The organism is Campylobacter sp. BCW_6463 (genome assembly GCF_001762785.1).
Classification (GTDB): Bacteria; Campylobacterota; Campylobacteria; order Campylobacterales; family Campylobacteraceae; genus Campylobacter_D; species Campylobacter_D jejuni.
The window spans coordinates 87,262-110,726 of record NZ_MJXL01000041.1 but is presented as its reverse complement, the minus strand read 5'-3'; the positions used below and the strand labels follow the sequence as shown (position 1 = coordinate 110,726).

Sequence of the window (23,465 nt, the reverse complement as noted above, 5' to 3'; positions counted from 1 at the left end):
TTAAAAATATTTTTTCAAAACATCAGGAATATGAATTTTTCCTTCTTTGTCTTGATAATTTTCCATAATCGCTACCAAGGTTCTTCCTACTGCCAAAGATGAGCCATTAAGAGTGTGGACGAGTTCATTTTTTCCTTGTTCGTTTTTATAGCGAATTTTAGCGCGTCTTGCTTGAAAATCACGACAATTTGAAACCGAGCTGATCTCACGATATTTATTTTGTCCTGGAAGCCACACTTCAAGATCTACAGTTTTTGCCGCACTAAAACCCAAATCTCCAGTGCAAAGCATCAAATGTCTATGCGCTAAACCTAAAGAACTGAGTAAATCACTTGCACACTCAAGCATTTCATTAAACACGCTATCACTTTGCTCAGGTTTAGTGATACTTACAAGCTCTACTTTTTCAAACTGGTGTTGTCTTATAATACCTCTTGTATCACGCCCTGCACTGCCTGCTTCTTTTCTAAAACAAGCGCTATAACAAGTCATTTTTATAGGTAAAGTTTCACTAGCTAAAATTTCTCCGCTGTAAAGATTGGTTACTGGAATTTCAGAAGTTGAGATTAAATACAAATCCTCATCATCTACCTTATACATATCTTCTTTAAATTTTGGCAACTGACCTGTCCCAAACATAGTAGCACCATTTACCAAAAAAGGTACATTAACAAATTCAAATCCACGACTTCTATTAAAATCTATCATATAATTTACCAAAGCACGGCTTAATAAAGCTCCTTCGTTCTTAAGCACACAAAAACGGCTTTGTGAAATTTTCACCCCACGCACAAAATCAAGCCAATTTAAACTCTCTCCTAATTCAAAATGCTCTTTTGGAGTAAAATCAAAGCTAGGTGGATTTAAAACTTTTTTAAGCTCCACATTTTCATCTTCGTCTTCACCCACAGGCACAGACTCATCAGGGATATTTGGGATGGCATGAGCGATTTCTTCAAGCTCATTTTCTAAAGCATTTACTTTAGCGCTTTGCTCATTAATTTTGCTTTTATTTTCGCTTAATTTTGCTTTTAAATTTTCTTTATCTTCGGCTGTAGCAAGCTCTTTGCTGAATTTATTTTGAAAAGCTTGAAATTCTTCTAAAGCTGTTTTTTCTTTTTTTAAACTTGCAAACAGTTCAGCAAGTTTTTTTAAAATATTTTCATCAACTTTTTTATTTTTTAACTTTTTAGCCACTTCATCAAAATTATTTTGCAAATTTTTTAAATCTAGCATTTTCTACTCCTTAAAGTCCGATTTTTTCATAAATTTTTTGCATTTTTTCTTGGGCGATTTTTCTTGCTTTGGTTGCACCAAAATCTAAAATTTCTTTTAAATGTGAAGGCTTTTCTAAAAGCTCATTGTATTTTTCTCTCGCTTCTTTAAAATAAACATTTACAAGCTCGTTTAAATACATTTTAAAATGTCCATAACCCTCGCCACCTTTTTCATAGCGTATTTGCAATTCTTTTTGCTCTGCTTCATCTAAAAAAAGCTTTGCGATTTTAAAAACATTGCAGTTTTCATGATCTTTTGGATCTTCTAAAGCGGTACTATCTGTAACTATGGAAGAAATTTGTTTTTTTAAGGTTTTTTCACTGCTAAAAATATCTATAGTATTTTGATAAGATTTACTCATTTTTGCCCCATCAGTGCCTACAACTACAGCTACTTCTTCATTAACTCTCGCTTCTGGAAGGGTAAAAATTTCACCCCATTCATTATTAACTTTTAAGGCAATATCGCGTGCGATTTCAACATGCTGGATTTGATCTTTTCCTACAGGGACAATTTGTGTATCAAAAAGCAAAATATCTGCCGCCATTAAAACAGGATAAGAAAAAAGTCCGTGTGAAGCACTAAGCCCCTTAGCAACTTTATCCTTATAACTATGCGCACGCTCTAATAAACCCATAGGAGTAAATTGCGATAAAATCCAATAAAGCTCCATAACTTCCTTAACATCACTTTGCAACCAAAAAACGCTCTTTTGTGGATCTATACCAAGGCTTAAAAAAGCCGCAGCAGCTTTTAAGGAATTTTGTTGAATTTTTTCTCCATCTTGAGAAGAAGTCATGGCATGATAATTAGCAATAAACATAAACATTTGGCTTTTTTCTTGCGCATCTACCATTTGTTTAATCGCACCAAAATAATTACCTATATGCAAATCGCCACTTGGCTGAAGGCCTGTTAATACTCTCATTTTATCACCTTTTTAATCTCGCTTAAAAGCTCATCTATATTTTTATTTTCTATATTTAAAACAAAATTTGCCTTTTGTTCATACTTGCTTAAACGCTCATTATATAATTTTTTTGCTTTAATTTCATCATAAAATAAAGGTCTTTTAGAAATTTCATTTTCATCTAAACGCTTTTTTAAATATTCAAAATCTGCTTTTAAATAAATACAAAAACCTGCTTTTTCTAAATTTGAAACATTAACAAAGCCCCCACCTGTAGCAATACAAGTTTTCTCACAAGAACTAAAAAAATCAGCCATTTTTTGCTCTTGTTCTCTAAAAAAATTCTCCCCTTTTTGCACAAAAATTTCACTGACTTTTTGATTAAATTTTTGTTCTATTAAAAAATCACTATCTAAAAAAACAAGATCTAAATCCTTAGCTAAAGCTCTTGCTAAAGTGCTTTTTCCAGAACCCATAAATCCTATAAAAACGATATTTTTAACTTTCATCATTTTCTTTACTGCCCTTTTTACGCGAAGCAATCACTAAAGGCACACCTTCGAAATTAAATTCTTTTCTGATTTGATTTTGCAAATAACGCTTGTAGCTAAAATGCAAGGCCTTAGGACGATTCATAATAAGTGCAATTTTTGGCGGTGCTAAGTCATATTGTACTGCATAATAAATTTTAACCAATTTCCCATAATCATGCGGCAAAGGATGTGCTCTTGTGGCATTTTCTATCAAGGTATTAAGCTTAGAAGTTTGGATTTTTTGAGTAAAATTTTCAAAAATTTGCAAAATTTTATCGAGTAAAACATGCACCCTTTTTCCACTTAAAGCTGATACACTAATCACGGGTGCGTAAGCTAGAAATTTAAAACGATCAAGACGCAATTCTTTTACAGTCTTATCAAAATCCATCTCACTTTTATCCCATTTATTTAAAACAATAATCACACCCAAATAATGCTTAGCCACAAGCCCAGCAATGCGTTCATCAAGCTCGTTAAAGCCCTCATGCGCATCTAAAACCAAAAGTGCTATTTGAGAATGAGATAAAATTTTTTCCGTGCGATTTAGTGCAAAGCGTTCTAGTCCTTGAATTTTACCCCTTTTTCTAATACCTGCAGTATCAACAAATTCTATCACTTTATCTTTATGAACTACACTTTCATTAACAGGATCTATAGTAGTTCCTGCGATAGAACTTACAACACTGCGTTCTTGCTTAACCAAAGCATTTAAAAGACTTGATTTTCCAACATTTACACGCCCTACAATACCCACTCTGATATGATTTTGATCAACTTCTTTAAATTGAAATTCTTTTCCTTCTTCATAATGCTCTAAAAAATCTTCTAAATTTTCTTCTTCATCGGGGATTAAAAACTCTTCATGTAAAAATTTTCCAAGCCATTCATAAAGTTCATCTAAGCCTACATTATGAGTTACTGAAAGATTAAAGATTTCCTTTACGCCAAAATTTGCAAACTCCCAAGCCCTTTCTTCATCTTTTTTATTATCTACTTTATTAATCACTAAGGCTATAGGTTTTCCAAGTTTTTTTAAAGAATAAAAAAACTGTCTATCCTCATCATCAGGCGCTAATTTCCCATCAACTAGATAAAGTATGATATCGCTTTCTTTAGCTACTTTTAAAGTGTTTTTTTTCACATTTTTAAAAAGTTCATCACTTTCATCAAGCCCCCCGCTATCAATAAGCATGGCTTTTTTTGAATGAATATGAATTTCTGTTTTATTTGTATCCCTAGTTGTGCCTGAAATATCACTTGTAATAGCTATTCTTTGTCTTGCCATTCTATTAAAAAGACTTGATTTTCCCACATTTGGCTTGCCTATAAGTATGATGCTTTGCATTTTTTTCCTAGAAAATTATATTTTTAAAATTATATAAAATTTGGCTTAATATTAAGCAAAAAAAGACTAGAATTAACCCAGATTTTAGTCAAGGAAAAAAATGCTAAAAATAATCAAGCATAATTTAGGAATTTATTTCATGATTTTAGCATGTTTGGATTTTGCACTTATGGGAGCTTGTGCAAAAATTCTTAGCAAGGAAATGAGTTCTATAGAAATTATGTTTTTTAGAAATATCATAGGAATTTTTTTTATAGTCTATCTTTTAAAACGATCTAAGGCACATAAAGAAGGGGGACATTTTTGGCTCTTGGTATTTCGTGGAGTAGTAGGCACGCTTTCACTATATATGTTTTTCTATAATGTTTCAAATATTACACTAGGTGGAGCTTTTGCTTTTCAAAAAACTGCTCCTATTTTTATTACTTTAATAGCTTTTGTTGTTTTTAAAGAAAATATTGGCATCAAAGGCTGGATAGGAATTTTAATAGCATTTGGCGGAGTGCTTTTAATCGCTCAGCCTTGGGCTCATAATTTAAATCATTCAGGCTTTGATTTAAAAAATTCAGTTATAGGTATCACGAGTGGATTTTTAGCCGCTTTAGCTCTTACAAGTGTAAGAGAACTTAGAAAATCTTACACTACAGAACAAATTGCCTTTTCTTTTATCCTTTTAGGAACCTTAATGCCTTTAATTTCTATGATCAGTGCTGAATTTTTTGAACCACAGCATCTTGATTCTTTACATTTAGATTTCATTCTAGCACCTTTTGTGATGCCAAGTCTTACAGCTTGGCTTATCATTGCCATTATGGGAACTTTAGGTACCATTTATCAAATTCATGTCACCAAAGCTTATGGTATCGCTAAACAAGCAGGAGTGGTTGCTGGGGTTAGTTATCTTGATGTAGTATTTAGTATGATAGTTGGGATAATTTTAGGAGATAATTTACCAAGTACTATGGTTTTTTTAGGTATAATAGGCATTATTTTTGGTGGATTAATTTTAGTTAAGAACAAAGGAAAAAAATGAAAAAAATGATACTCATTGCTGGTCCTTGTGTCATAGAAAGCAAAGATTTGATTTTTAAAGTTGCTGAACAGTTAAAAAATTTTAATGAAAATCCAAATATAGAATTTTATTTCAAATCAAGTTTTGATAAGGCCAATCGCACAAGTATTAATTCTTTTCGAGGTCCTGGCCTTGAAGAAGGATTAAAAATTTTACAAAGCGTAAAAGATGAATTTGGTATGAAAATCTTAACCGATATACACGAAAGCAATCAAGCAAACCCTGTAAGTGAAGTAGCTAATGTCTTGCAAATTCCTGCTTTTTTATGCCGTCAAACCGATTTACTTGTAGCCGCAGCAAAAACTAAGGCAAAAGTTAATATCAAAAAAGGACAATTTTTAAACCCAAGCGATATCAAATACAGCGTTAAAAAAATTCTACAAACCCGTGGCATAGAAGATGAAGGCTATGAAGCTGCTCAAAAAAATGGTGTTTTTGTAGCTGAAAGAGGAGCTAGCTTTGGCTATGGAAATCTAGTAGTAGATATGCGTTCTTTAGTTATCATGCGTGAATTTGCTCCAGTTATTTTTGATGCTACCCATAGTGTACAAATGCCAGGGGCTGCAGGTGGAAGTAGCGGAGGAAAAAGCGAATTTGTAGAACCTTTAGCAAGAGCGGCAGCAGCCGTAGGCATAGATGGCTTTTTCTTTGAAACACATATTAATCCTTGCGAGGCTTTATGCGATGGACCTAATATGCTTGATCTTACACGCCTTAAAAATTGCGTTAATACATTACTAGAAATACAAAATATCATAAAGGAAAACAAATGAATATTATTGAAGGAAAATTAAATTTAGACTCAAATACAAAAATTGCTATCATTAATGCAAGATTTAACCATATCATCACAGATCGCCTTGTAGAAGGAGCAAAAGATGCTTTTTTAAGACACGGAGGCAAAGAGGAAAATCTAAGCCTTATACTTGTTCCTGGTGCTTTTGAGCTTCCGTATGCGTTAAAAAAAGCTATAGAAAGCAAAAAATTTGATGCAATTTGTTGCGTAGGTGCAGTAATTCGTGGCTCAACTCCGCATTTTGACTATGTTTCAGCAGAAACTACCAAAGGCATAGCCAATGTGAGTTTAAATCATAATATCCCTGTAAGCTTTGGTGTTTTAACTACAGATACAATAGAACAAGCCATAGAAAGAGCTGGAAGCAAGGCAGGTAATAAAGGCTTTGAAGCTATGGCAACTGTAATTGAGATGTTAAATTTAAGCAAGGAGCTTTAATGGCAACGCGTCATCAAGTTCGCCAAAGCGTCATCTCCTTACTTTATGCTTTTGAATTAAATTCTCAAAACAACGTTTTTGTAGATGAAATTTTAGATGAAAAAAAAATACGCAATGAACAAAAAAATTTTACTTTAAATTTATATCATGGAATTTTAGATAATTTAAACAATATTGATGAAACCTTAAATTCATTTCTAAATGATAATCAAATTACAGCTTTAGGACATGTAGAAAGAGCTATACTAAGACTTGGAGCTTATGAGTTACTTTTTACCGATACTCCTAGTGCCATTGTTATCAATGAAGCTATAGAACTTGCCAAAGAACTTGCTAATGACAATTCTCCAAAATTTATAAATGGAGTTTTAGATGCCTTAATAAAGGCTAAAAAATGAAGCTTTGTGTCGCACTTGATCTTTCTACAAAAGAAGAATGCTTACAACTTGCTAAAGAATTAAAAAATTTAGACATATGGTTAAAAGTAGGTTTAAGAGCATATTTAAGAGATGGTTTTAAATTCATAGAAGAACTTAAAAAAGTTGATGATTTTAAAATATTTCTTGATCTTAAAATTCATGATATTCCCAACACTATGGCAGATGCTTGCGAAGAAATATCAAAACTTGGTGTTGATATGATCAATATCCACGCAAGTGCTGGAAAAATAGCCATGCAAGAAGTTATGACACGGCTTAGCAAATTTTCAAAAAGACCATTAGTTTTAGCAGTTTCTGCTCTTACGAGTTTTGATGAAGAAAATTTCTTTAGTATTTATAGACAAAAAATCGAAGAAGCTGTAATTAATTTTTCAAAAATATCCTATGAAAATAGACTTGATGGTATGGTATGCTCTGTTTTTGAAAGTAAAATCATCAAAGAACACACCCAAAGAAATTTCTTAACTCTCACTCCAGGAATTCGTCCATTTGGAGAGAAAAATGATGATCAAAAACGCGTCGCTAATTTAACAATGGCTAGAGAAAATTTAAGCGATTTTATAGTAGTTGGACGCCCTATTTATAAAGATAATAACCCTAGAAAAATTTGTGAAAAAATTCTACAAGAAATTTAATAATCATTATCCTTGTTATATTTTAATAATAAAAATTTTTAATAAGGAAAAATTATGATTATAACTCCTGAGAATTTATATAAAAAAAGAAGAGATTTTTTAAAACTTGGAGCAGGTGCTTTAATAAGTTCAAGCGTGCTTACTTCTAAACTATCTGCTTTAAATTTCACAAACGATACTAATCCAAACAAACTTGAAATCAGCGATGAAGAACTGGCTACAAATTATGTTAATTTTTATGAATTTTCAACAGACAAAAAAAAGGCTGTATCATTAGCACAAAATTTCAACACTCAAAATTGGAAAATCGATATCAGTGGAGAAATAGAAAAACCTTTAACTCTAAGCATGGAAGATATTTTAAAATTCCCTCTAGAAGAAAGAATTTATCGTTTTCGCTGTGTTGAAACTTGGTCTATGGTGGTACCTTGGGTAGGCTTTGAATTGCGTCGTTTGATTGAAATGGCAAAGCCTACAAGCAAAGCAAAATTTGTTAAATTTACCACTCTTTTAGATAAGAGTCAATTTCCCGATCAAGACGCTTTATTTCCAACTATAGACTATCCTTATGTAGAAGGACTTCGCATGGATGAAGCTATGCATCCTCTTACCTTGCTTGCAGTAGGAATGTATAAAAAAGCCTTAAAGCCTCAAAATGGCGCTCCAATACGCCTTGTTGTTCCTTGGAAATATGGCTTTAAAAGTATTAAATCCATAGTTAAAATAGAATTTACCAAAGAACAGCCTAAATCCACTTGGGAAAGTTACGCTCCAAACGAATATGGTTTTTATGCCAATGTCAATCCTAATGTCTCTCATCCTAGATGGTCTCAAGCTAACGAGAGGACTTTAGGAGATTTCTTTACCAAGCCTACTTTAATGTTTAATGGCTATGAAAAAGAAGTAGCAAGTTTATATAAAAACATGGACTTGAAAGTGAATTTTTAATGCAGACAAAATACTTTAAATTTCTTGCTTATTTTAGCTTTATCATAAGTTTAATCTATGGCTTTTATCATATCATAAAAGCCTTTGATTTTGTAAAAGAAGCCTATATTTACACCGGAATATTTGCTTTGATCTTTTTAAATTTAAGTCTTTTATTTTCTTTGCTTAAATTTAAAAAAACAAAAAATTATCCTAAAATTTTAGGTATTTTTGCAACTTTTTGGGCGATTTTACACTTTTTAAATTATTTTATTTTTGATAGAAATGCTCAAATTTTAAGGCTTTTTGATGATATTTCACATCGTTTATTAGAAGTAAGTGGATTTATCGCATTTTTAATCATATTTTTAATGCTTTTAAGTTCTTTTAAAATCTTTAAAAAACTTAGTAAAATTAGAAAACTAGGATATTTAAGCTTAGTTTTGGCAAGTTATCATTATTTTTTAACTCCAAAAGTTCCTATGTTTTGGGAATGGAGTACTTTAATTGTAGCTTTGTTTTATTTTATAGTTCGCTATACAAAAACATTAAAAAAGTTAAAATCCAACAATCTTACTTTTATCAAAACTTGAATTTAATTCTTTTTGTATGCTTTCTATAAAATCTTGCATTTTAAAAACCCCATCTTGTGATACAGCTACTTTCAAAGCTGTATTCTTCACCACCATTAAAATTTGTGCTCCACTTAATTCATAATTTGATAAAATATTTATATCAAAATCTTTTTCAAATAATGCTTTTTTAGGTAGAAATTTTTCCCAAATTTTAAGCCTATCTTTAAAATCAGGTTTTTTAAATTCTATCTTATAATCAAATCTTCTTGAAAATGCACTATCTAAGCTTTCTAAAAAATTTGTCGTAGCGATAATCACACCGCTAAAACGCTCAATTTGCTCTAAGAATATATTTTGCATTTGATTATGCATTTTATCGCTACCACTACTTCCATCTACACGCGTACTTAAAAACTGATCGGCTTCATTGAGAAGTAAAATAGGACTTTGTTTGCAAGTTTGCACGATATTTTTATAGGTATCAAAAATTTTTCTTACATTTTGCTCACTCTCTCCAACCCATTTGCTCAAAATTTTAGAACAGTCAAAACTAAGAACAGATTTTTTCATTGATTTAGCCATAGCTAAAGCTGACATAGTTTTTCCAGTACCAGCAGGACCATAAAAAATAATTTTAGCTTCTATATTTTTATTACTCTTTATACCCCAAGAATGAAGTCTTTCTAGGACTTTTTTATCTTGTTGTTTTAAAATATTTTCTAAAAGCTCTTTTGTATTTTCAGGCATAATAATATCATTGATATCAGTGCTTGGTTCTATAAGCTCAAAAATATCCTGATCTTTTAAAACACTTTCAATTTTGATTTTTTTACTTTGTTTTGGTTCAAAATTTATAATTCTTTGTAAAATTTCATCAATAATAAAAAAACTTTTAGAAATATCTCCAAAAGCATTTAAATATTCATCATACTCGATTAAGTTTAAAAGAGGAGCATTTTCTTGTAATAGTTTTTTATTTTTATGCCTTTCTAAATCATTTTCACTGATTAAAGAAAGTAAAGAATTCATTTCTCTAGAAATCGAACTTTCATTACTTAAGGCGTATTCTTCTTTTAAAAGTGCTAGAAAAATAATTTGTTCTTTATGTTCAAGATTGTATTCTTTAAAAATATCAGCCAATACATTATAAAATTTACTTTTTTTTAGTCTTTCTTTGATATGTTTTTCATAAAGTTTAATTTGATTTTTTATTTCACTATTATAAGCACTTTTTTGTATAAAACTTAATCTTTCGTATAATTGAATACGCACAAATTCATCTTTTAAATATTCTAAATAATCTGCATAAGCCTCTTGTTTCTCAAAGTTTAAACGAGGTTTTGCTTCTAAAAATTCTAAAAAATATTCACTTAGACTAAGCTCGCTTTGCAATAAGGCAAGAGTTAATGTTTGAGTTTTATTATTTTCTAAACTTTTAAAAAAACTCGAATTTTGATTTACAAAACCTCTTTCGATAAGTTTTTTTAAATCCTCCAAAGCATCAAGATAAAGATACTTATCATTTCCAAAAACTGTCGATAATAAAGTAAAGGCATTGATAGAAGAAATAGAAACGACATAATTTCTACAGAGCTCTCTAAGAATCAAAGCCTCATTTTTAGCACACTTAAGCTCTTTATAAATTTGGGTATCTTCTATATTTTTCAAACTTAAAAAATTTTTTAATTTTTCCATTATTTTTTAAATTCCTTAAGCTCATCTTCGTTAAATTCTACGCAAATATTTTCATCTAAAAAATGACCTTCAAAAGGTAGATAACAAATTTTTAGTTTTCCATTATTAAGCAAAAAATTATTATTAAATTGTAAATTTTGCAGATCTTCAAAACACTCATCACATGTATTTTTAAGCTTCTCATGTAAAAGATTTTGAAATTTTTTATTTTCAGTATTATACAAATCATTTAGTTTTACAAATGCGTGAGCATTAATATCATAAACAAAATTATTTAACTCTAAAATAGCACGACTCATACCATCTTCATAAAAATAATACCATTCTTCAAAACTAATTTTTCCATCTTGTAAAAAAATAGGTTTTTGGCGAATTTGTTCAAAACTAAATACACCCTTATGAACAGGATGAAATTCTTTAAAATCATCATTAAAACCTATAAAATCAAGACTACGCTTTATACGAATGCCATCTTGCGTTTCAACAAGTTCTAAAGTAGTTGTTCCTAAATTTTCTCCTTGAAAATTTTTATTATCATATGTAAGCATTTTAGAAGAATTGATTTTATATTTTTTACGCTCATCCTGCCAAAAATCATTTGTCTTAACGAGCGGAATCTCTAAATTTCCATTTATATCATCAATAATTAAAAAACTAGAACTTGTTTGATTTTTATCCCTGTCAAAAAGTGGAGTCATAGGTGCATTATCATAAACTATGGCAAAAATTTCTTTATCCTGCAAATGATAAAAATACAATTCACCTTTATAAACTTGTGCTAAAGCTAGATTGACAAAGCAAAATACCAGTAAAAAAAATTTCAAACTCTATCCTTCAATTTTGAATATGCGTTAAGATAATTTTAGTATGTGAAATTTTATCAAAAAAACTTACTTTATTATCACAAACTTGATAAAAAATTTCATAATTTTTTGCTTTTAAATTTTGCTCAAAACCACAATCAGTTTTTTCTAAATTTTTACCCCGCCATAAAGCATTTGCCTTTAAAATATCACTTAAAATATCATCATAATATACATTTTTAAAAAATTTTTGATTAAACACTTTTTTATCATAACACACTGCATTGATGCAAATTTTATCCTTGATTTTGAGTTCAAAAAAAGCTTGCCCTAGTTTATAAACTTCCAAATTTAAAGCATTATTTTCTTTTTTTAAAAAAGCTGCATCATTGATTTTTATCATAGGAGAAGCAATCAAAACCATCAAGCTTTGACTTGAAAAATTTTGATTTTTCACACTACAAGCACAAAGAAAAAAAACAAAACATAGAGCTAAACAATGTTTCAAATTTAACCTTATTTGAGATTTTTAAAACTGATATTTAACTCTAAATCAAGCTCTTTTACAAGCTTCATCACAGCTTGTAAATCATCGATTTGTTTTGCTACAACACGAATTTCTTCACCACGAATCGAAGAGTTAACTTTAAGCTTGCTATCTTTAATAGCTTTATTGATTTTTTTAGCATTTTCACTATCAATAGCATCGTTTGCTTTCAAATTTAAACGAAACATTGCTCCACTTTCACGAGAAAGCTCTTTAATAGCATTAGGATTAATTCCTCTTTTGATAAGTTTAGAAATCACTATATCTTTTAGAACATCAAGTTTTCCTTCACTAGAAGAACTGAGTTTAAAAATACTCTCTTTTTCGCTTAAATCAATCTCACACTTAATTCCTTTTAAATCATAACGACTATCAAGTTCTTTTTTAGCTTGTTCAAAAGCATTTTTTAACTCTTGCTTATCTAAAGCTGCTGAAATATCAAAACTATGTTCACTTGCCATTTTCTATCCATTCTTTTAAATTATTATAAACTATATCCATTAAAGCATTTAAAGCTTCCTTACTCGCCCATGCAACATGAGGGGTGATAATAAGATTTTCTTTATTTTTAATGCTTAAAAGCGGATGATTTTTCATCATAGGTTCAATTTCTAAAACATCAAGCCCTACACGAATATTTTTTTCATCTATGATTTTAGCTAAATCATTTTCATTGATAATCCCACCTCTTCCTACATTAATCAAAATCGCATTATCTTTTAAAAGCTTTAATTCTTCAAAGGTGAGTAAATTTTTAGTTTTTTCATTTAAAGGTGCATGGATACTTATAATATCGCAAGTTTTCAATAAATCTTTTAATTCCAAATGTACAAAATCTGCGTTTTTATTAGCTCCACTCGTAGAATAATAATAAATTTCGGCTCCAAAAGCCTTTGAAATTTTTGCCACTTCTTTACCTATAGCTCCTAAACCTATAATACCATGTTTTTTACCACTTAAGGTGTTTAAAATTCTACTATAATCTGTAAAAATAGAACTTTCACACCATTTACCCTCTTTGCTCCATTTGTCATAATAAAGCACTTGATTTAAAAAAGTAAACATAAACGCAAAAGTATGTTGTACAACACTCATGGTAGAATACCCAGCAGCATTTTTTACAATAATACCTTTTTCTTTAGCATACTCAATATCGATATTATTAACCCCTGTAGCAGTTTCTAAAATGAGTTTTAAATTTTTACAAGCATCAATCACATCTTTATCAATTACAACCTTGTTTGTCATGGCGACATTAGCATCTTTTAAACGCTCTATGGTTTGCTCTTTATTTGTTGTAGTATAAATTTGCAAAGAACCAAATTTTTCAAAAACACTTAAATCATAATCCCCTAAAGTTGCCGCATCTAAACAAACAATTTTCATTTTTCAATCCTTTATAATATGTCCTACAAATTTAGAATAATTATCAAGCACAAGTCCTCCTTTTCTAAATCCTAAGCCACACCCTTCATAAGCAAAGAAAACACCTGCTTGATAGTATTCGTTTTCACATGAATTAAACTCTACATATTCTTGATAAATAGCCTTATTATTCCCGTAAGGACCTACATTCTCATGCAAAGTTTTTCCATCTTTAATTATACTGATATTTGCACCTTCTCTACCAAAAACAGGTTTTTTAACATAATTTTTACCCTCTAAAGGAGTATCTTTTGTTTCTAAAAGTAATGGATGATTTGGATAAAGCTCCCATAAAATTTTTAAAATTCCCTTAGATTGAAATAAAAGCGTATAAGCAGGATTTAAAATAATCGCTCTTTGATTACGCATGATCTGAGTTAAAAGCATAGCAAGTTCACCCTCTTCTATAGCTATATCCTCCCAAGGAATAAGCTTAAACCAATACTCATAATTTTCACCCTCTTTAAAAATTCCTTCTTCACTAAATTCTACCTCATCTACAAAGGAAAAATTAGTTTGAAAACCTGCTTCATTGGCTATATGGGAAAGTAATTTTGTAGTGATTTCTTCTTCTTTGCTTCCTGCAACACTTGAAAAAAGAATTTTCCACCCTTGGTAATGCTCTTCAAACTCTTCAACACTTTCATCAAGGGTAATAAGTCTTTTAAAATTATCCATCAAACTTTCATAAATGCTATTAAATTGTGCGCTTTCATCCATTCCATTTTGTTTTAAAAGTGCCCATTGTAAAATCGCACTTTCAAAAAGAGCAGTAGGGGTATCAGCATTAAATTCTATAAGTTTTATAGGCTTACCATCAAGCCCACCCGCTAAATCAAAACGCCCATATAAATGCCAATGAACCTCATTTTCCCAACTCATTTTAATCGCATCAATAAGATTAAAAGGGATTCCAAGCTCATCAAAACGATCATTGTCAATCACTTCTTGCGCTGCAGCAATAAACATATCATAAAGCTCATTTACCGCTTCATAATAAGCATTAACTTCACTTTCCTTAACACAAACTAACTTATTGCTAATATAATCACTTCCATCTTCATCTGTATGCCAAGAAAAACCTATATTTTCTAAATAATCTTTTTGAAGTTTGTCTACTTGTAATAATTGCATTATTTATCCTTAAGAACCAAAAGAAGAACTAGAACTTGTGGCTTTAGAGCCTCCACTAAAAAAACCTGATTTTTTAGCACTTGAAGCGGAGCTTGTTGTACCTGCTTTATTAAAACTATTAACACTCCTTTGATAAGCACTTTGATTTGAAAAAGCACCGCGTTGTTGGTTGGCAAAATTTTGATTATTGAAAAGTTTTGAACCTATCCAACTTCCCAAAATAGCGCCTGCAGCACTTGCGAGTAAAGTTTCTCCCAAACTCAATCCTCCACTACTGATTTGTCCATTGTCTTTAGTTAAATTTGAAGTTCCATTATCAATTTTAGCTGCTTCTTCTTTAATCAAAGCATCCATTTCTTCTTTGGATAAAATTCTTTCTGTACCATTAAGATCTTTTAAAACTACCCTTGTTTCATCACTTGGATATTGATCTTTGATTTTATACTGCCCTGGAGCTGTTTCTTCGATAATTACAAAAGCTCCTTGAACATTAGCTGCTTGATTTAAAGTATCTGCATTGTCATTATTACTTCCACAACCTGCTAAAGCACCTCCAGCAACAGCTGCTAAACCACCTATCATACCAATTTGAATGATTTTTTTGATTTTTTTCATAAGTTTATCCTAAAAACAGAAAATTTAAATTAGAAATTTTAACAAAAAATAATAAATACTTTTTAATACCGAATGAAGATTTGTAGGTATAAAAAAAGCCCTTTCGGGCTTTTGGGTTAGAGTCTTGACTCGTAGCGTCTAAGCATATAAAGTCTTTTAAGCATTTTTTTGCGTGCTGAAATTTTTTGTTTTTTGCGAATTTCAGTCATAGGCTCGAAAAATCTTCTTGCTCTTACTTCAGTTACAACTAGATTTCTATCTACTTGCTTTTTGAATTTACGATACGCTTCATCAAAAGACTCGTTAGGATGCACCTTGATTCCTGGCACAGTCCTCACCACCTTTCATGTGTAAATTTTTGTTGTGAAATATAATTATAAAACACTTCTTATTAATTCTAACTTAGAAAGCATTTAAAAATTGTTTTAGTTTTTATCGGCTATAATCTTTAGTTACAAAGTGCTAAAAATTATAATTAAGGTCTAAAAATGCAAGGACACATTACAAACTATACAAAAAAACGATATTTTATATATTTAATTGCAAGTATTGTCATATTTGCTCTACCTTTCATAAGAATTAATGAAAATCATTTTTTTCTTTTAAGTTTTGATCACTCTAAATTAAACCTATTTTTTATTTCTTTTTCAACACAAGAATTTTATCTCATGCCTTTTATTCTTATATTTCTTTTTTTATTTATTTTTTTTATTACAACTTTAGGCGGAAGAATTTGGTGTGCTTGGAGTTGTCCACAAACGATTTTTAGAGTTATATATAGGGATATTATACAAACTAAATTTCTTAAAATTCGCAAAAATATTAATAATAAACAAAAAGAATATGAGGGACAATATTTTAAAAAATTTCTTGGAGTAATAATTTTTTATTTTATATCTTTAGTTGCTGTTAGTAATTTACTTTGGTACTTTATTCCTCCTGAAGATTTTTTCAATTATATTCAAAATCCTGGTGAGCATCTACTTTTACTTGGAGTTTTATTTTGTGCTAGCTTACTTTTTACTTTGGATATTACCTATTTACAAGAAAAATTTTGTATTTATGTCTGTCCTTATGCAAGAATACAATCTGTAATGTTTGATCATGATACAATGCAAGTGATCTACGATGAAAAACGCGGGGGTTTGATTTATGATGGACACATCAAACTTCATAAAAAACCGCCTGAAGGAGAATGCATAGGTTGTGAAGCCTGTGTTAGCATCTGTCCAACTCATATTGACATACGCAAAGGAATGCAACTTGAATGTATTAATTGTCTTGAATGTGCCGATGCTTGTTCTAAGGTACAAAGCAAATTTAATCGTCCAAGTTTGATCAATTGGACAAGTGCAAAAGCTATTGAAACGCGTTCTAAGGTTCATTATTTAAGATTTAGAACGATAGCATATTTTATAGTTCTTTTAATTGCTTTATTGGCTTTAATTATCATGGGAAGCAAAAAAGAAAGCATGCTTTTAAATATCAATCGTAGTAGTGAATTATATAATATTTCAAATGTTAAAGGTAAATTAGTCATTTCAAATGCTTATACCTTTTTGTTTCAAAATACAGATTCTAAACCTCATGAATATTATTTTACAGCAAATTTAGAAGGAATAAATGATGGAATTGAAATCATAAGACCAAACAAACCTTTTAAATTAAAAGCAGGAGAACAAGTTAAAAAAATAGTTGTTATCAAAGCTACAAAAAATTTAGCAAACAACGATAAAAAAGATATAATCTTTCCTTTACATATAAAAGCTTATGCAAAAGATAATGAAAAAATTTCGGTTTTTAGAAAAAGTATATTTGTATACCCCAAAAACACTCTTACAAAGGATAAAAAATGAACTCAAATAGAACACCATCACAAAAAGTTTTAGCTAGACAAGAGAAAATCAAAGCAGTGGCCTTAGAGCTTTTTTTAACAAAAGGTTACCAAGAAACAAGTTTGAGTGATATTATTAAATTATCCGGAGGATCTTATTCTAATATTTATAATAGTTTTAAAAGCAAAGAAGGATTATTCTTTGAAATTTTAGATGACATATGTAAAAAACATTTTCATCTTATTTATTCCAAAACACAAGAAATTGAAAATGGTACTTTAAAAGAAATTTTAACTTCTTTTGGTTTAACTTTTATAGAAATTTTTAATCAACCAGAAGCTGTAGCTTTTGGTAAAATTGTTTATTCTCAAGTTTATGATAAAGATAGACACCTTGCTAATTGGATAGAAAACAATCAACAAAATTTTTCCTATAACATACTTATGGATTTTTTTAAGCAACAAAATAATTCTTATATGAAAAAAAACGCAGAAAAACTTGCTGTTCTTTTTTGCACTATGTTAAAAGAACCTTATCATCATCTTAATGTTTTAATTAATGCTCCTTTGAAAAATAAAAAAGAACAAAAAGAACATGTTGAATTTGTTGTAAACGTTTTTCTAAATGGGATCAATGGTTCCAAAGCTTAAAAAATAATTTTATTAACCAAAATTAAGATATAATTAGCCAAAAATTTTTGTAATAAATATTACAATTTTTAATTTAATTTTTCAAGGCAAAACCATGAAATTATTTCAAAACAATACTATTTTAACTATTTTAGCTTTAAGTGTTGTGCTTTTACTCACTGCTTGTAGCAAAGAAGAAGCACCAAAAATACAAATGCCGCCTCAACCTGTAACAACAATGAGTGCTAAATCTGAAGATTTGCCACTTAGTTTTACTTATCCTGCTAAACTTGTCAGTGATTATGATGTTATTATAAAACCTCAAGTTAGTGGCGTAATAGTAAATAAACTTTTTAAGGCTGGAGATAAGGTAAAAAAAGGACAAACATTATTTATTGTAGAGCAAGATAAATTTAAAGCTAGCGTTGATTCAGCTTACGGACAAGCTTTAATGGCTAAGGCAACTTTTGAAAACGCGAGCAAGGATTTTAATCGTTCCAAGGCTCTTTTTAGCAAAAATGCAATCTCTCAAAAAGAATACGACTCTTCTCTTGCTACATTTAATAATGCAAAAGCTAGTCTAACAACTGCTAGAGCACAACTTGCAAATGCAAGAATTGATCTAGATCATACCGAAATAAAAGCTCCTTTTGATGGTACTATAGGAGATGCTTTAGTTAATATAGGGGATTATGTAAGTGCTTCAACAACTGAACTAGTTAGAGTTACAAATTTAAATCCTATTTACGCAGATTTCTTTATTTCAGATACAGATAAACTAAATTTAGTCCGCAATACTCAAAGCGGAAAATGGGATTTAGACAGCATTCATGCAAATTTAAATCTTAATGGAGAAACCGTTCAAGGCAAACTTTATTTTATTGATTCCGTTATAGATGCTAATAGTGGAACAGTAAAAGCCAAAGCTGTATTTGATAACAACAACTCAACACTTTTACCGGGTGCTTTTGCAACAATTACTTCAGAAGGTTTTATACAAAAAAATGGCTTTAAAGTGCCTCAAATAGCTATTAAACAAGATCAAAATGATGTTTATATTCTTCTTGTTAAAAATGGAAAAGTAGAAAAATCTTCTGTACATATAAGCTACCAAAACAATGAATACGCTATCATTGACAAAGGATTACAAAATGGCGACAAAATCATTTTAGATAACTTTAAAAAAATTCAAGTTGGTAGCGAAGTTAAAGAAATTGGAGCACAATAATGTTTTCTAAATTTTTTATCGAAAGACCTGTTTTTGCTTCAGTTGTTGCAATTATCATTTCTTTAGCTGGAGTCATCGGTCTTACAAATTTACCCATAGAACAATATCCTTCTTTAACTCCTCCTACGGTTAAGGTAAGCGCAACTTACACAGGAGCTGATGCACAAACCATTGCTTCAACGGTTGCAAGTCCTATCGAAGATGCAATCAATGGTGCAGATAATATGATTTATATGGATTCAACTTCAAGTTCTTCAGGAACTATGAGTTTGACTGTCTATTTTGATATCGGCACAGATCCCGATCAAGCCACTATAGATGTTAATAATAGAATTTCAGCTGCAACTGCAAAAATGCCAGATGCAGTTAAAAAACTTGGAGTAACTGTTAGAAAAACTTCTTCAGCAACACTTGCTGCAATTTCTATGTATTCAAATGATGGTTCAATGAGTGCAGTGGATGTATACAACTACATCGCTTTAAATGTTTTAGATGAGTTAAAAAGAGTTCCGGGAGTTGGGGATGCAAACGCTATAGGAAATCGTAATTATTCTTTAAGAATTTGGCTAAAACCTGATTTATTAAATAAATTTGGAATCACAGCTACTGATGTAATTTCTGCGGTTAATGACCAAAATGCTCAATACGCAACTGGTAAAATTGGCGAAGAGCCCGTAATTCAAAAATCCCCTTATGTTTATTCAATCACTATGCAAGGAAGACTACAAAATCCTAGCGAATTTGAAAATATTATTTTAAGAACAAATGATGATGGATCATTTTTAAGACTTAAAGATATAGCTGATGTAGAAATAGGATCACAGCAATACAGCTCACAAGGACGATTAAATGGCAATGATGCAGTTCCGATTATAATCAATCTTCAATCAGGGGCAAACGCATTGCATACAGCAGAACTTGTCCAGGCTAAAATGCAAGAACTTTCAAAAAATTTCCCAAAAGGTTTAACATATAAAATTCCTTACGACACAACAAAATTTGTGATAGAATCAATCAAAGAAGTAATTAAAACTTTTGTTGAAGCTCTAATTTTAGTTATCATTGTTATGTATATGTTCTTAAAGAATTTCCGTGCAACGCTTATTCCTATGATAGCAGTACCTGTTTCATTATTAGGAACTTTTGCTGGACTTTATGTTTTAGGCTTTAGTATTAACTTGCTTACGCTTTTTGCCTTGATTTTAGCTATAGGGATTGTTGTAGATGATGCAATTATAGTTGTGGAAAATATCGATAGGATTTTACACGAAAATGAACAAATAAGCGTAAAAGATGCTGCTATCCAAGCGATGCAAGAAGTTAGCTCTCCGGTTATTTCAATTGTTCTTGTACTTTGTGCTGTTTTTATACCCGTTTCTTTTATATCAGGTTTTGTTGGAGAAATTCAAAGACAATTTGCCCTTACCTTAGCAATATCTGTAGCCATATCAGGTTTTGTTGCTCTTACTTTAACACCTTCTTTATGTGCACTCTTTTTACGACGTAATGAAGGAGAGCCATTTAAATTTGTAAAGAAATTTAATGATTTTTTTGATTGGAGTACTTCTGTATTTAGCACAGGAGTAGCATATATTTTAAAAAGAACCATTCGCTTTGTTTTAATTTTTTGTATTATGCTTGGGGCAATTTTTTATCTTTATAAAGCTGTACCAAGCTCTTTAGTTCCTGAAGAAGATCAAGGTTTGATGATTGGCATTATTAATCTTCCTTCGGCTTCAGCACTTCATAGAACAATCTCAGAAGTTGATCATATAAGTCAAGAAGTTTTAAAAACCAATGGAATTAAAGATGCAATGGCTATGATAGGATTTGATCTTTTTACAAGCTCATTAAAAGAAAACGCTGCTGCAATGTTTATAGGCTTGCAAGATTGGAAAGATAGAAATGTGAGTGCTGATGAAATCGCCATGGAACTTAATAAAAAATTTGCTTTTGATCGCAACGCTTCAAGTATATTTATAGGCCTACCTCCTATACCTGGATTAAGCATCACAGGTGGTTTTGAAATGTATGTTCAAAACAAAAGTGGAAAAAGTTATGATGAAATACAAAAAGATGTAAATAAACTTGTTGCTGTAGCCAACCAAAGAAAAGAACTATCAAGAGTAAGAACAACCCTTGATACAACTTTCCCTCAATACAAGCTTATAATTGATAGAGATAAATTAAAACACTACAATCTTAACATGCAAGATGTTTTTAACACAATGAATGCAACTATAGGCACTTATTATGTTAATGATTTTTCTATGTTAGGCAAAAACTTCCAAGTAAATATCCGTGCAAAAGGTGATTTTAGAAATACACAAGATGCATTAAAAAATATTTTTGTAAGATCAAACGATGGAAAAATGATACCACTTGATTCTTTCTTAACTTTACAAAGAAGTTCAGGGCCTGATGATGTAAAACGATTCAACCTTTTCCCAGCGGCACAAGTTCAAGGTCAACCCGCACCAGGTTATACTTCAGGTCAAGCTATAGAAGCGATTGCTCAAGTAGCAAAAGAAACTTTAGGGGATGATTATTCCATAGCTTGGAGTGGATCAGCCTATCAAGAAGTTTCTAGCAAAGGAACAGCAAGCTATGCTTTTGCTTTAGGGATGATATTTGTCTTCTTAATTCTAGCTGCCCAATATGAAAGATGGCTTATACCTTTAGCAGTTGTAACAGCTGTGCCTTTTGCGGTATTTGGATCATTTTTATTGGTATATTTAAGAGGATTTAGCAATGATATATATTTTCAAACAGGACTTTTGCTCTTGATTGGACTTTCAGCTAAAAATGCTATCTTGATCGTAGAATTTGCAATGGAAGAGCGCTTTAAAAAAGGCAAAGGAGTTTTTGAAGCAGCTGTTGCAGCAGCAAAACTTCGTTTTCGTCCTATCATAATGACTTCTTTGGCATTTACTTTTGGGGTCTTGCCAATGATTTTCGCAACAGGAGCAGGAAGTGCTTCAAGACACTCTTTAGGAACAGGGCTTATTGGTGGAATGATCGCAGCATCAACTTTAGCGATATTCTTTGTGCCTTTATTTTTCTATCTTTTAGAAAATTTTAATGAATGGCTAGATAAAAAAAGAGGTAAGGTTCATGAATAAAATAATTTCAATTAGTGCTATAGCAAGTTTTACTCTTTTGATTTCAGCTTGCTCTTTAAGTCCAAATTTAAATATTCCCGAAGCAAACTATAGCATTGATAATAAGTTTGGAGCCTTATCCTGGGAAAAAGAAAACAATAGCTCTATCACAAAAAATTGGTGGAAAGATTTTGATGATGAAAATTTAAATAAAGTGGTTGATTTAGCACTTAAAAATAATAATGATTTAAAACTTGCCTTCATACACATGGAACAAGCTGCTGCTCAATTAGGTATAGATTTTAGCAGTTTGTTGCCAAAATTTGATGGTAGCGCAAGCGGTAATCGTTCAAAAACAGCTATAAATGCTCCAAGCAATCGAACCGGGGAAGTAAGTTACGGTAATGATTTTAAAATGGGGCTTAATTTAAGCTATGAAATCGATCTTTGGGGAAAATATCGCGATACATATCGCGCCTCAAAATCAGGCTTTAAAGCAAGTGAGTATGATTATGAAGCTGCAAGACTTTCTGTTATTTCAAATACGGTTCAAACTTATTTTAATCTTGTAAATGCTTATGAAAATGAAAATGCTCTTAAAGAAGCCTATGAATCTGCAAAAGAAATTTATAGGATTAATGATGAAAAATTTCAAGTTGGCGCTGTAGGTGAATATGAACTTGCTCAAGCAAGAGCCAACTTAGAAAGTATGGCTTTGCAATATAATGAAGCAAAATTAAATAAAGAAAATTACCTTAAAGCTTTAAAAATTTTAACTTCAAATGATTTAAATGACATACTTTACAAAAATCAAAACTATCAAGTTTTTAATCTTAAAGAATTTGACATTCCAACTGGAATTTCAAGTACCATCTTGCTTCAACGTCCAGATATTGGCTCTTCTTTAGAAAAATTAACTCAGCAAAATTATCTTGTTGGAGTAGCTCGCACGGCTTTCTTACCTAGTCTTTCTTTAACAGGATTATTGGGATTTGAAAGTGGGGATTTAGATACCTTGGTTAAAGGAGGTTCTAAGACTTGGAATATAGGTGGAAACTTTACTCTGCCTATTTTTCATTGGGGTGAAATTTACCAAAATGTAAATTTAGCTAAGCTTAATAAAGATGAAGCTTTTGTAAATTATCAAAATACTTTGATTACTGCTTTTGGAGAAATTCGCTATGCTTTAGTAGCTAGAAAAACTATACGCTTACAATACGATAATGCACAAGCAAGCGAACAATCTTACAAAAGAATCTATGAAATTGCTAAAGAACGCTATGATATAGGAGAAATGTCTTTGCAAGATTATTTAGAAGCACGTCAAAATTGGCTTAATGCTGCGGTTGCTTTTAATAATACTAAATATTCTTATGCTAATTCCATAGTAGATGTAATCAAAGCATTTGGTGGAGGATTTGAGCAAAGCGAAGATATGAGTAAAAATATAAAAGAAGAATCAAAAAATTTAGATATGTCTTTTAGAGAATAGTTTATTCTA

Annotated in this window: 22 protein-coding genes and 2 pseudogenes; 12 read left to right on the top strand and 12 right to left on the bottom strand. The window is 30.6% G+C overall.

Translation table 11 applies throughout. From position 1 onward, the window contains the following. The 4 genes from serS to der are packed head-to-tail and all read right to left on the bottom strand — an operon-like array spanning position 1 to position 4,069. Complete coding sequence (serS, locus tag AJ884_RS04725) at positions 1-1,236, bottom strand: serine--tRNA ligase (protein WP_070233640.1); 1,236 nt, start codon at positions 1,234-1,236, stop codon at positions 1-3. 10 nt (positions 1,237-1,246) lie between these two features. Next, on the bottom strand, positions 1,247-2,206 hold the full coding sequence (trpS, locus tag AJ884_RS04720) for a tryptophan--tRNA ligase (protein ID WP_070233641.1): 960 nt from the start codon (positions 2,204-2,206) through the stop codon (positions 1,247-1,249). Further along, positions 2,203-2,700 (bottom strand): shikimate kinase, encoded by a 498-nt coding sequence (locus AJ884_RS04715; protein WP_002861145.1) that lies wholly within the window; start codon positions 2,698-2,700, stop codon positions 2,203-2,205. Before AJ884_RS04715 ends, trpS begins: the two co-directional genes overlap by 4 nt. Then, entirely contained in the window at positions 2,687-4,069 is a 1,383-nt protein-coding gene (der, locus tag AJ884_RS04710; protein ID WP_002861144.1) for a ribosome biogenesis GTPase Der, read from the bottom strand. Before der ends, AJ884_RS04715 begins: the two co-directional genes overlap by 14 nt. Positions 4,070-4,169: 100 nt before the next feature. Between der and AJ884_RS04705 the strand changes: the two genes are divergently transcribed. The 7 genes and pseudogenes from AJ884_RS04705 to AJ884_RS04675 all read left to right on the top strand — a co-directional run bounded on the left by AJ884_RS04705 (position 4,170) and on the right by AJ884_RS04675 (position 8,970). Further along, positions 4,170-5,102 carry a DMT family transporter gene (locus AJ884_RS04705; RefSeq protein ID WP_002861143.1) on the top strand — a complete coding sequence of 311 codons (933 nt, stop codon included), beginning with the start codon at positions 4,170-4,172 and terminating at the stop codon, positions 5,100-5,102. Next, positions 5,099-5,914 (top strand): 3-deoxy-8-phosphooctulonate synthase, encoded by an 816-nt coding sequence (kdsA, locus tag AJ884_RS04700; RefSeq protein ID WP_053872456.1) that lies wholly within the window; start codon positions 5,099-5,101, stop codon positions 5,912-5,914. The genes AJ884_RS04705 and kdsA overlap by 4 nt, the downstream gene beginning before the upstream one ends. After that, complete coding sequence (ribE, locus tag AJ884_RS04695) at positions 5,911-6,375, top strand: 6,7-dimethyl-8-ribityllumazine synthase (protein ID WP_002870785.1); 465 nt, start codon at positions 5,911-5,913, stop codon at positions 6,373-6,375. Before kdsA ends, ribE begins: the two co-directional genes overlap by 4 nt. Beyond that, complete coding sequence (gene nusB, locus AJ884_RS04690) at positions 6,375-6,773, top strand: transcription antitermination factor NusB (RefSeq protein ID WP_002854405.1); 399 nt, start codon at positions 6,375-6,377, stop codon at positions 6,771-6,773. Before ribE ends, nusB begins: the two co-directional genes overlap by 1 nt. Next, positions 6,770-7,447, top strand: a pseudogene (gene pyrF / locus AJ884_RS04685) (orotidine-5'-phosphate decarboxylase); the annotation flags it as partial. The gene nusB and the pseudogene pyrF, both read left to right, overlap by 4 nt. Positions 7,448-7,504: 57 nt before the next feature. Beyond that, complete coding sequence (gene msrP / locus AJ884_RS04680; protein WP_044778516.1) at positions 7,505-8,398, top strand: protein-methionine-sulfoxide reductase catalytic subunit MsrP; 894 nt, start codon at positions 7,505-7,507, stop codon at positions 8,396-8,398. Beyond that, positions 8,398-8,970 carry a ferric reductase-like transmembrane domain-containing protein gene (locus AJ884_RS04675; RefSeq protein WP_044778515.1) on the top strand — a complete coding sequence of 191 codons (573 nt, stop codon included), beginning with the start codon at positions 8,398-8,400 and terminating at the stop codon, positions 8,968-8,970. The genes msrP and AJ884_RS04675 overlap by 1 nt, the downstream gene beginning before the upstream one ends. Here the strand turns inward: AJ884_RS04675 and AJ884_RS04670 are convergent. The 8 genes from AJ884_RS04670 to rpsU form a co-directional block, all read right to left on the bottom strand. Further along, a complete protein-coding gene (locus tag AJ884_RS04670; RefSeq protein ID WP_044778513.1) occupies positions 8,935-10,647 on the bottom strand; it encodes an AAA family ATPase in 1,713 nt (570 codons plus the stop codon). The genes AJ884_RS04675 and AJ884_RS04670 overlap by 36 nt on opposite strands. Beyond that, positions 10,647-11,471, bottom strand: a complete 825-nt coding sequence (locus tag AJ884_RS04665; protein WP_044778512.1) for a hypothetical protein — start codon at positions 11,469-11,471, stop codon at positions 10,647-10,649. Before AJ884_RS04665 ends, AJ884_RS04670 begins: the two co-directional genes overlap by 1 nt. A gap of 10 nt (positions 11,472-11,481) precedes the next feature. Continuing rightward, positions 11,482-11,958: a hypothetical protein gene (locus tag AJ884_RS04660; protein ID WP_044778510.1), complete on the bottom strand. Its 477-nt coding sequence runs from the start codon at positions 11,956-11,958 to the stop codon at positions 11,482-11,484. An 8-nt stretch (positions 11,959-11,966) separates the two neighbouring features. Further along, complete coding sequence (locus tag AJ884_RS04655; RefSeq protein ID WP_002854188.1) at positions 11,967-12,458, bottom strand: YajQ family cyclic di-GMP-binding protein; 492 nt, start codon at positions 12,456-12,458, stop codon at positions 11,967-11,969. Further along, a complete protein-coding gene (locus tag AJ884_RS04650; RefSeq protein ID WP_070233642.1) occupies positions 12,448-13,383 on the bottom strand; it encodes a D-2-hydroxyacid dehydrogenase in 936 nt (311 codons plus the stop codon). The genes AJ884_RS04655 and AJ884_RS04650 overlap by 11 nt, the downstream gene beginning before the upstream one ends. Positions 13,384-13,386: 3 nt before the next feature. Then, the gene (locus AJ884_RS04645) at positions 13,387-14,556 is read right to left on the bottom strand and encodes a glutathionylspermidine synthase family protein (RefSeq protein ID WP_070233643.1); all 1,170 of its coding nucleotides are present in this window, start codon (positions 14,554-14,556) and stop codon (positions 13,387-13,389) included. Between the two features lie 9 nt (positions 14,557-14,565). Then, positions 14,566-15,171, bottom strand: a complete 606-nt coding sequence (locus AJ884_RS04640) for a UPF0323 family lipoprotein (RefSeq protein ID WP_002870776.1) — start codon at positions 15,169-15,171, stop codon at positions 14,566-14,568. A gap of 116 nt (positions 15,172-15,287) precedes the next feature. Then, on the bottom strand, positions 15,288-15,500 hold the full coding sequence (gene rpsU, locus AJ884_RS04635; protein ID WP_002780697.1) for a 30S ribosomal protein S21: 213 nt from the start codon (positions 15,498-15,500) through the stop codon (positions 15,288-15,290). 159 nt (positions 15,501-15,659) lie between these two features. Here rpsU and ccoG point away from each other — a divergent pair. The 5 genes and pseudogenes from ccoG to cmeC all read left to right on the top strand — a co-directional run bounded on the left by ccoG (position 15,660) and on the right by cmeC (position 23,456). Then, a pseudogene (ccoG, locus tag AJ884_RS04630) lies at positions 15,660-17,037 on the top strand (cytochrome c oxidase accessory protein CcoG). Next, positions 17,024-17,656, top strand: coding sequence for a multidrug efflux system transcriptional regulator CmeR (cmeR, locus tag AJ884_RS04625; protein WP_002861132.1), 633 nt, complete (start codon positions 17,024-17,026; stop codon positions 17,654-17,656). The pseudogene ccoG and the gene cmeR overlap by 14 nt, the downstream one beginning before the upstream one ends. A gap of 94 nt (positions 17,657-17,750) precedes the next feature. Then, positions 17,751-18,863 carry a multidrug efflux RND transporter periplasmic adaptor subunit CmeA gene (gene cmeA / locus AJ884_RS04620; protein WP_070233645.1) on the top strand — a complete coding sequence of 371 codons (1,113 nt, stop codon included), beginning with the start codon at positions 17,751-17,753 and terminating at the stop codon, positions 18,861-18,863. Continuing rightward, a complete protein-coding gene (gene cmeB / locus AJ884_RS04615; RefSeq protein WP_079860145.1) occupies positions 18,863-21,985 on the top strand; it encodes a multidrug efflux RND transporter permease subunit CmeB in 3,123 nt (1,040 codons plus the stop codon). Before cmeA ends, cmeB begins: the two co-directional genes overlap by 1 nt. Further along, positions 21,978-23,456 carry a multidrug efflux transporter outer membrane subunit CmeC gene (cmeC, locus tag AJ884_RS04610; RefSeq protein ID WP_070233647.1) on the top strand — a complete coding sequence of 493 codons (1,479 nt, stop codon included), beginning with the start codon at positions 21,978-21,980 and terminating at the stop codon, positions 23,454-23,456. The genes cmeB and cmeC overlap by 8 nt, the downstream gene beginning before the upstream one ends. Positions 23,457-23,465: the final 9 nt, after the last annotated feature.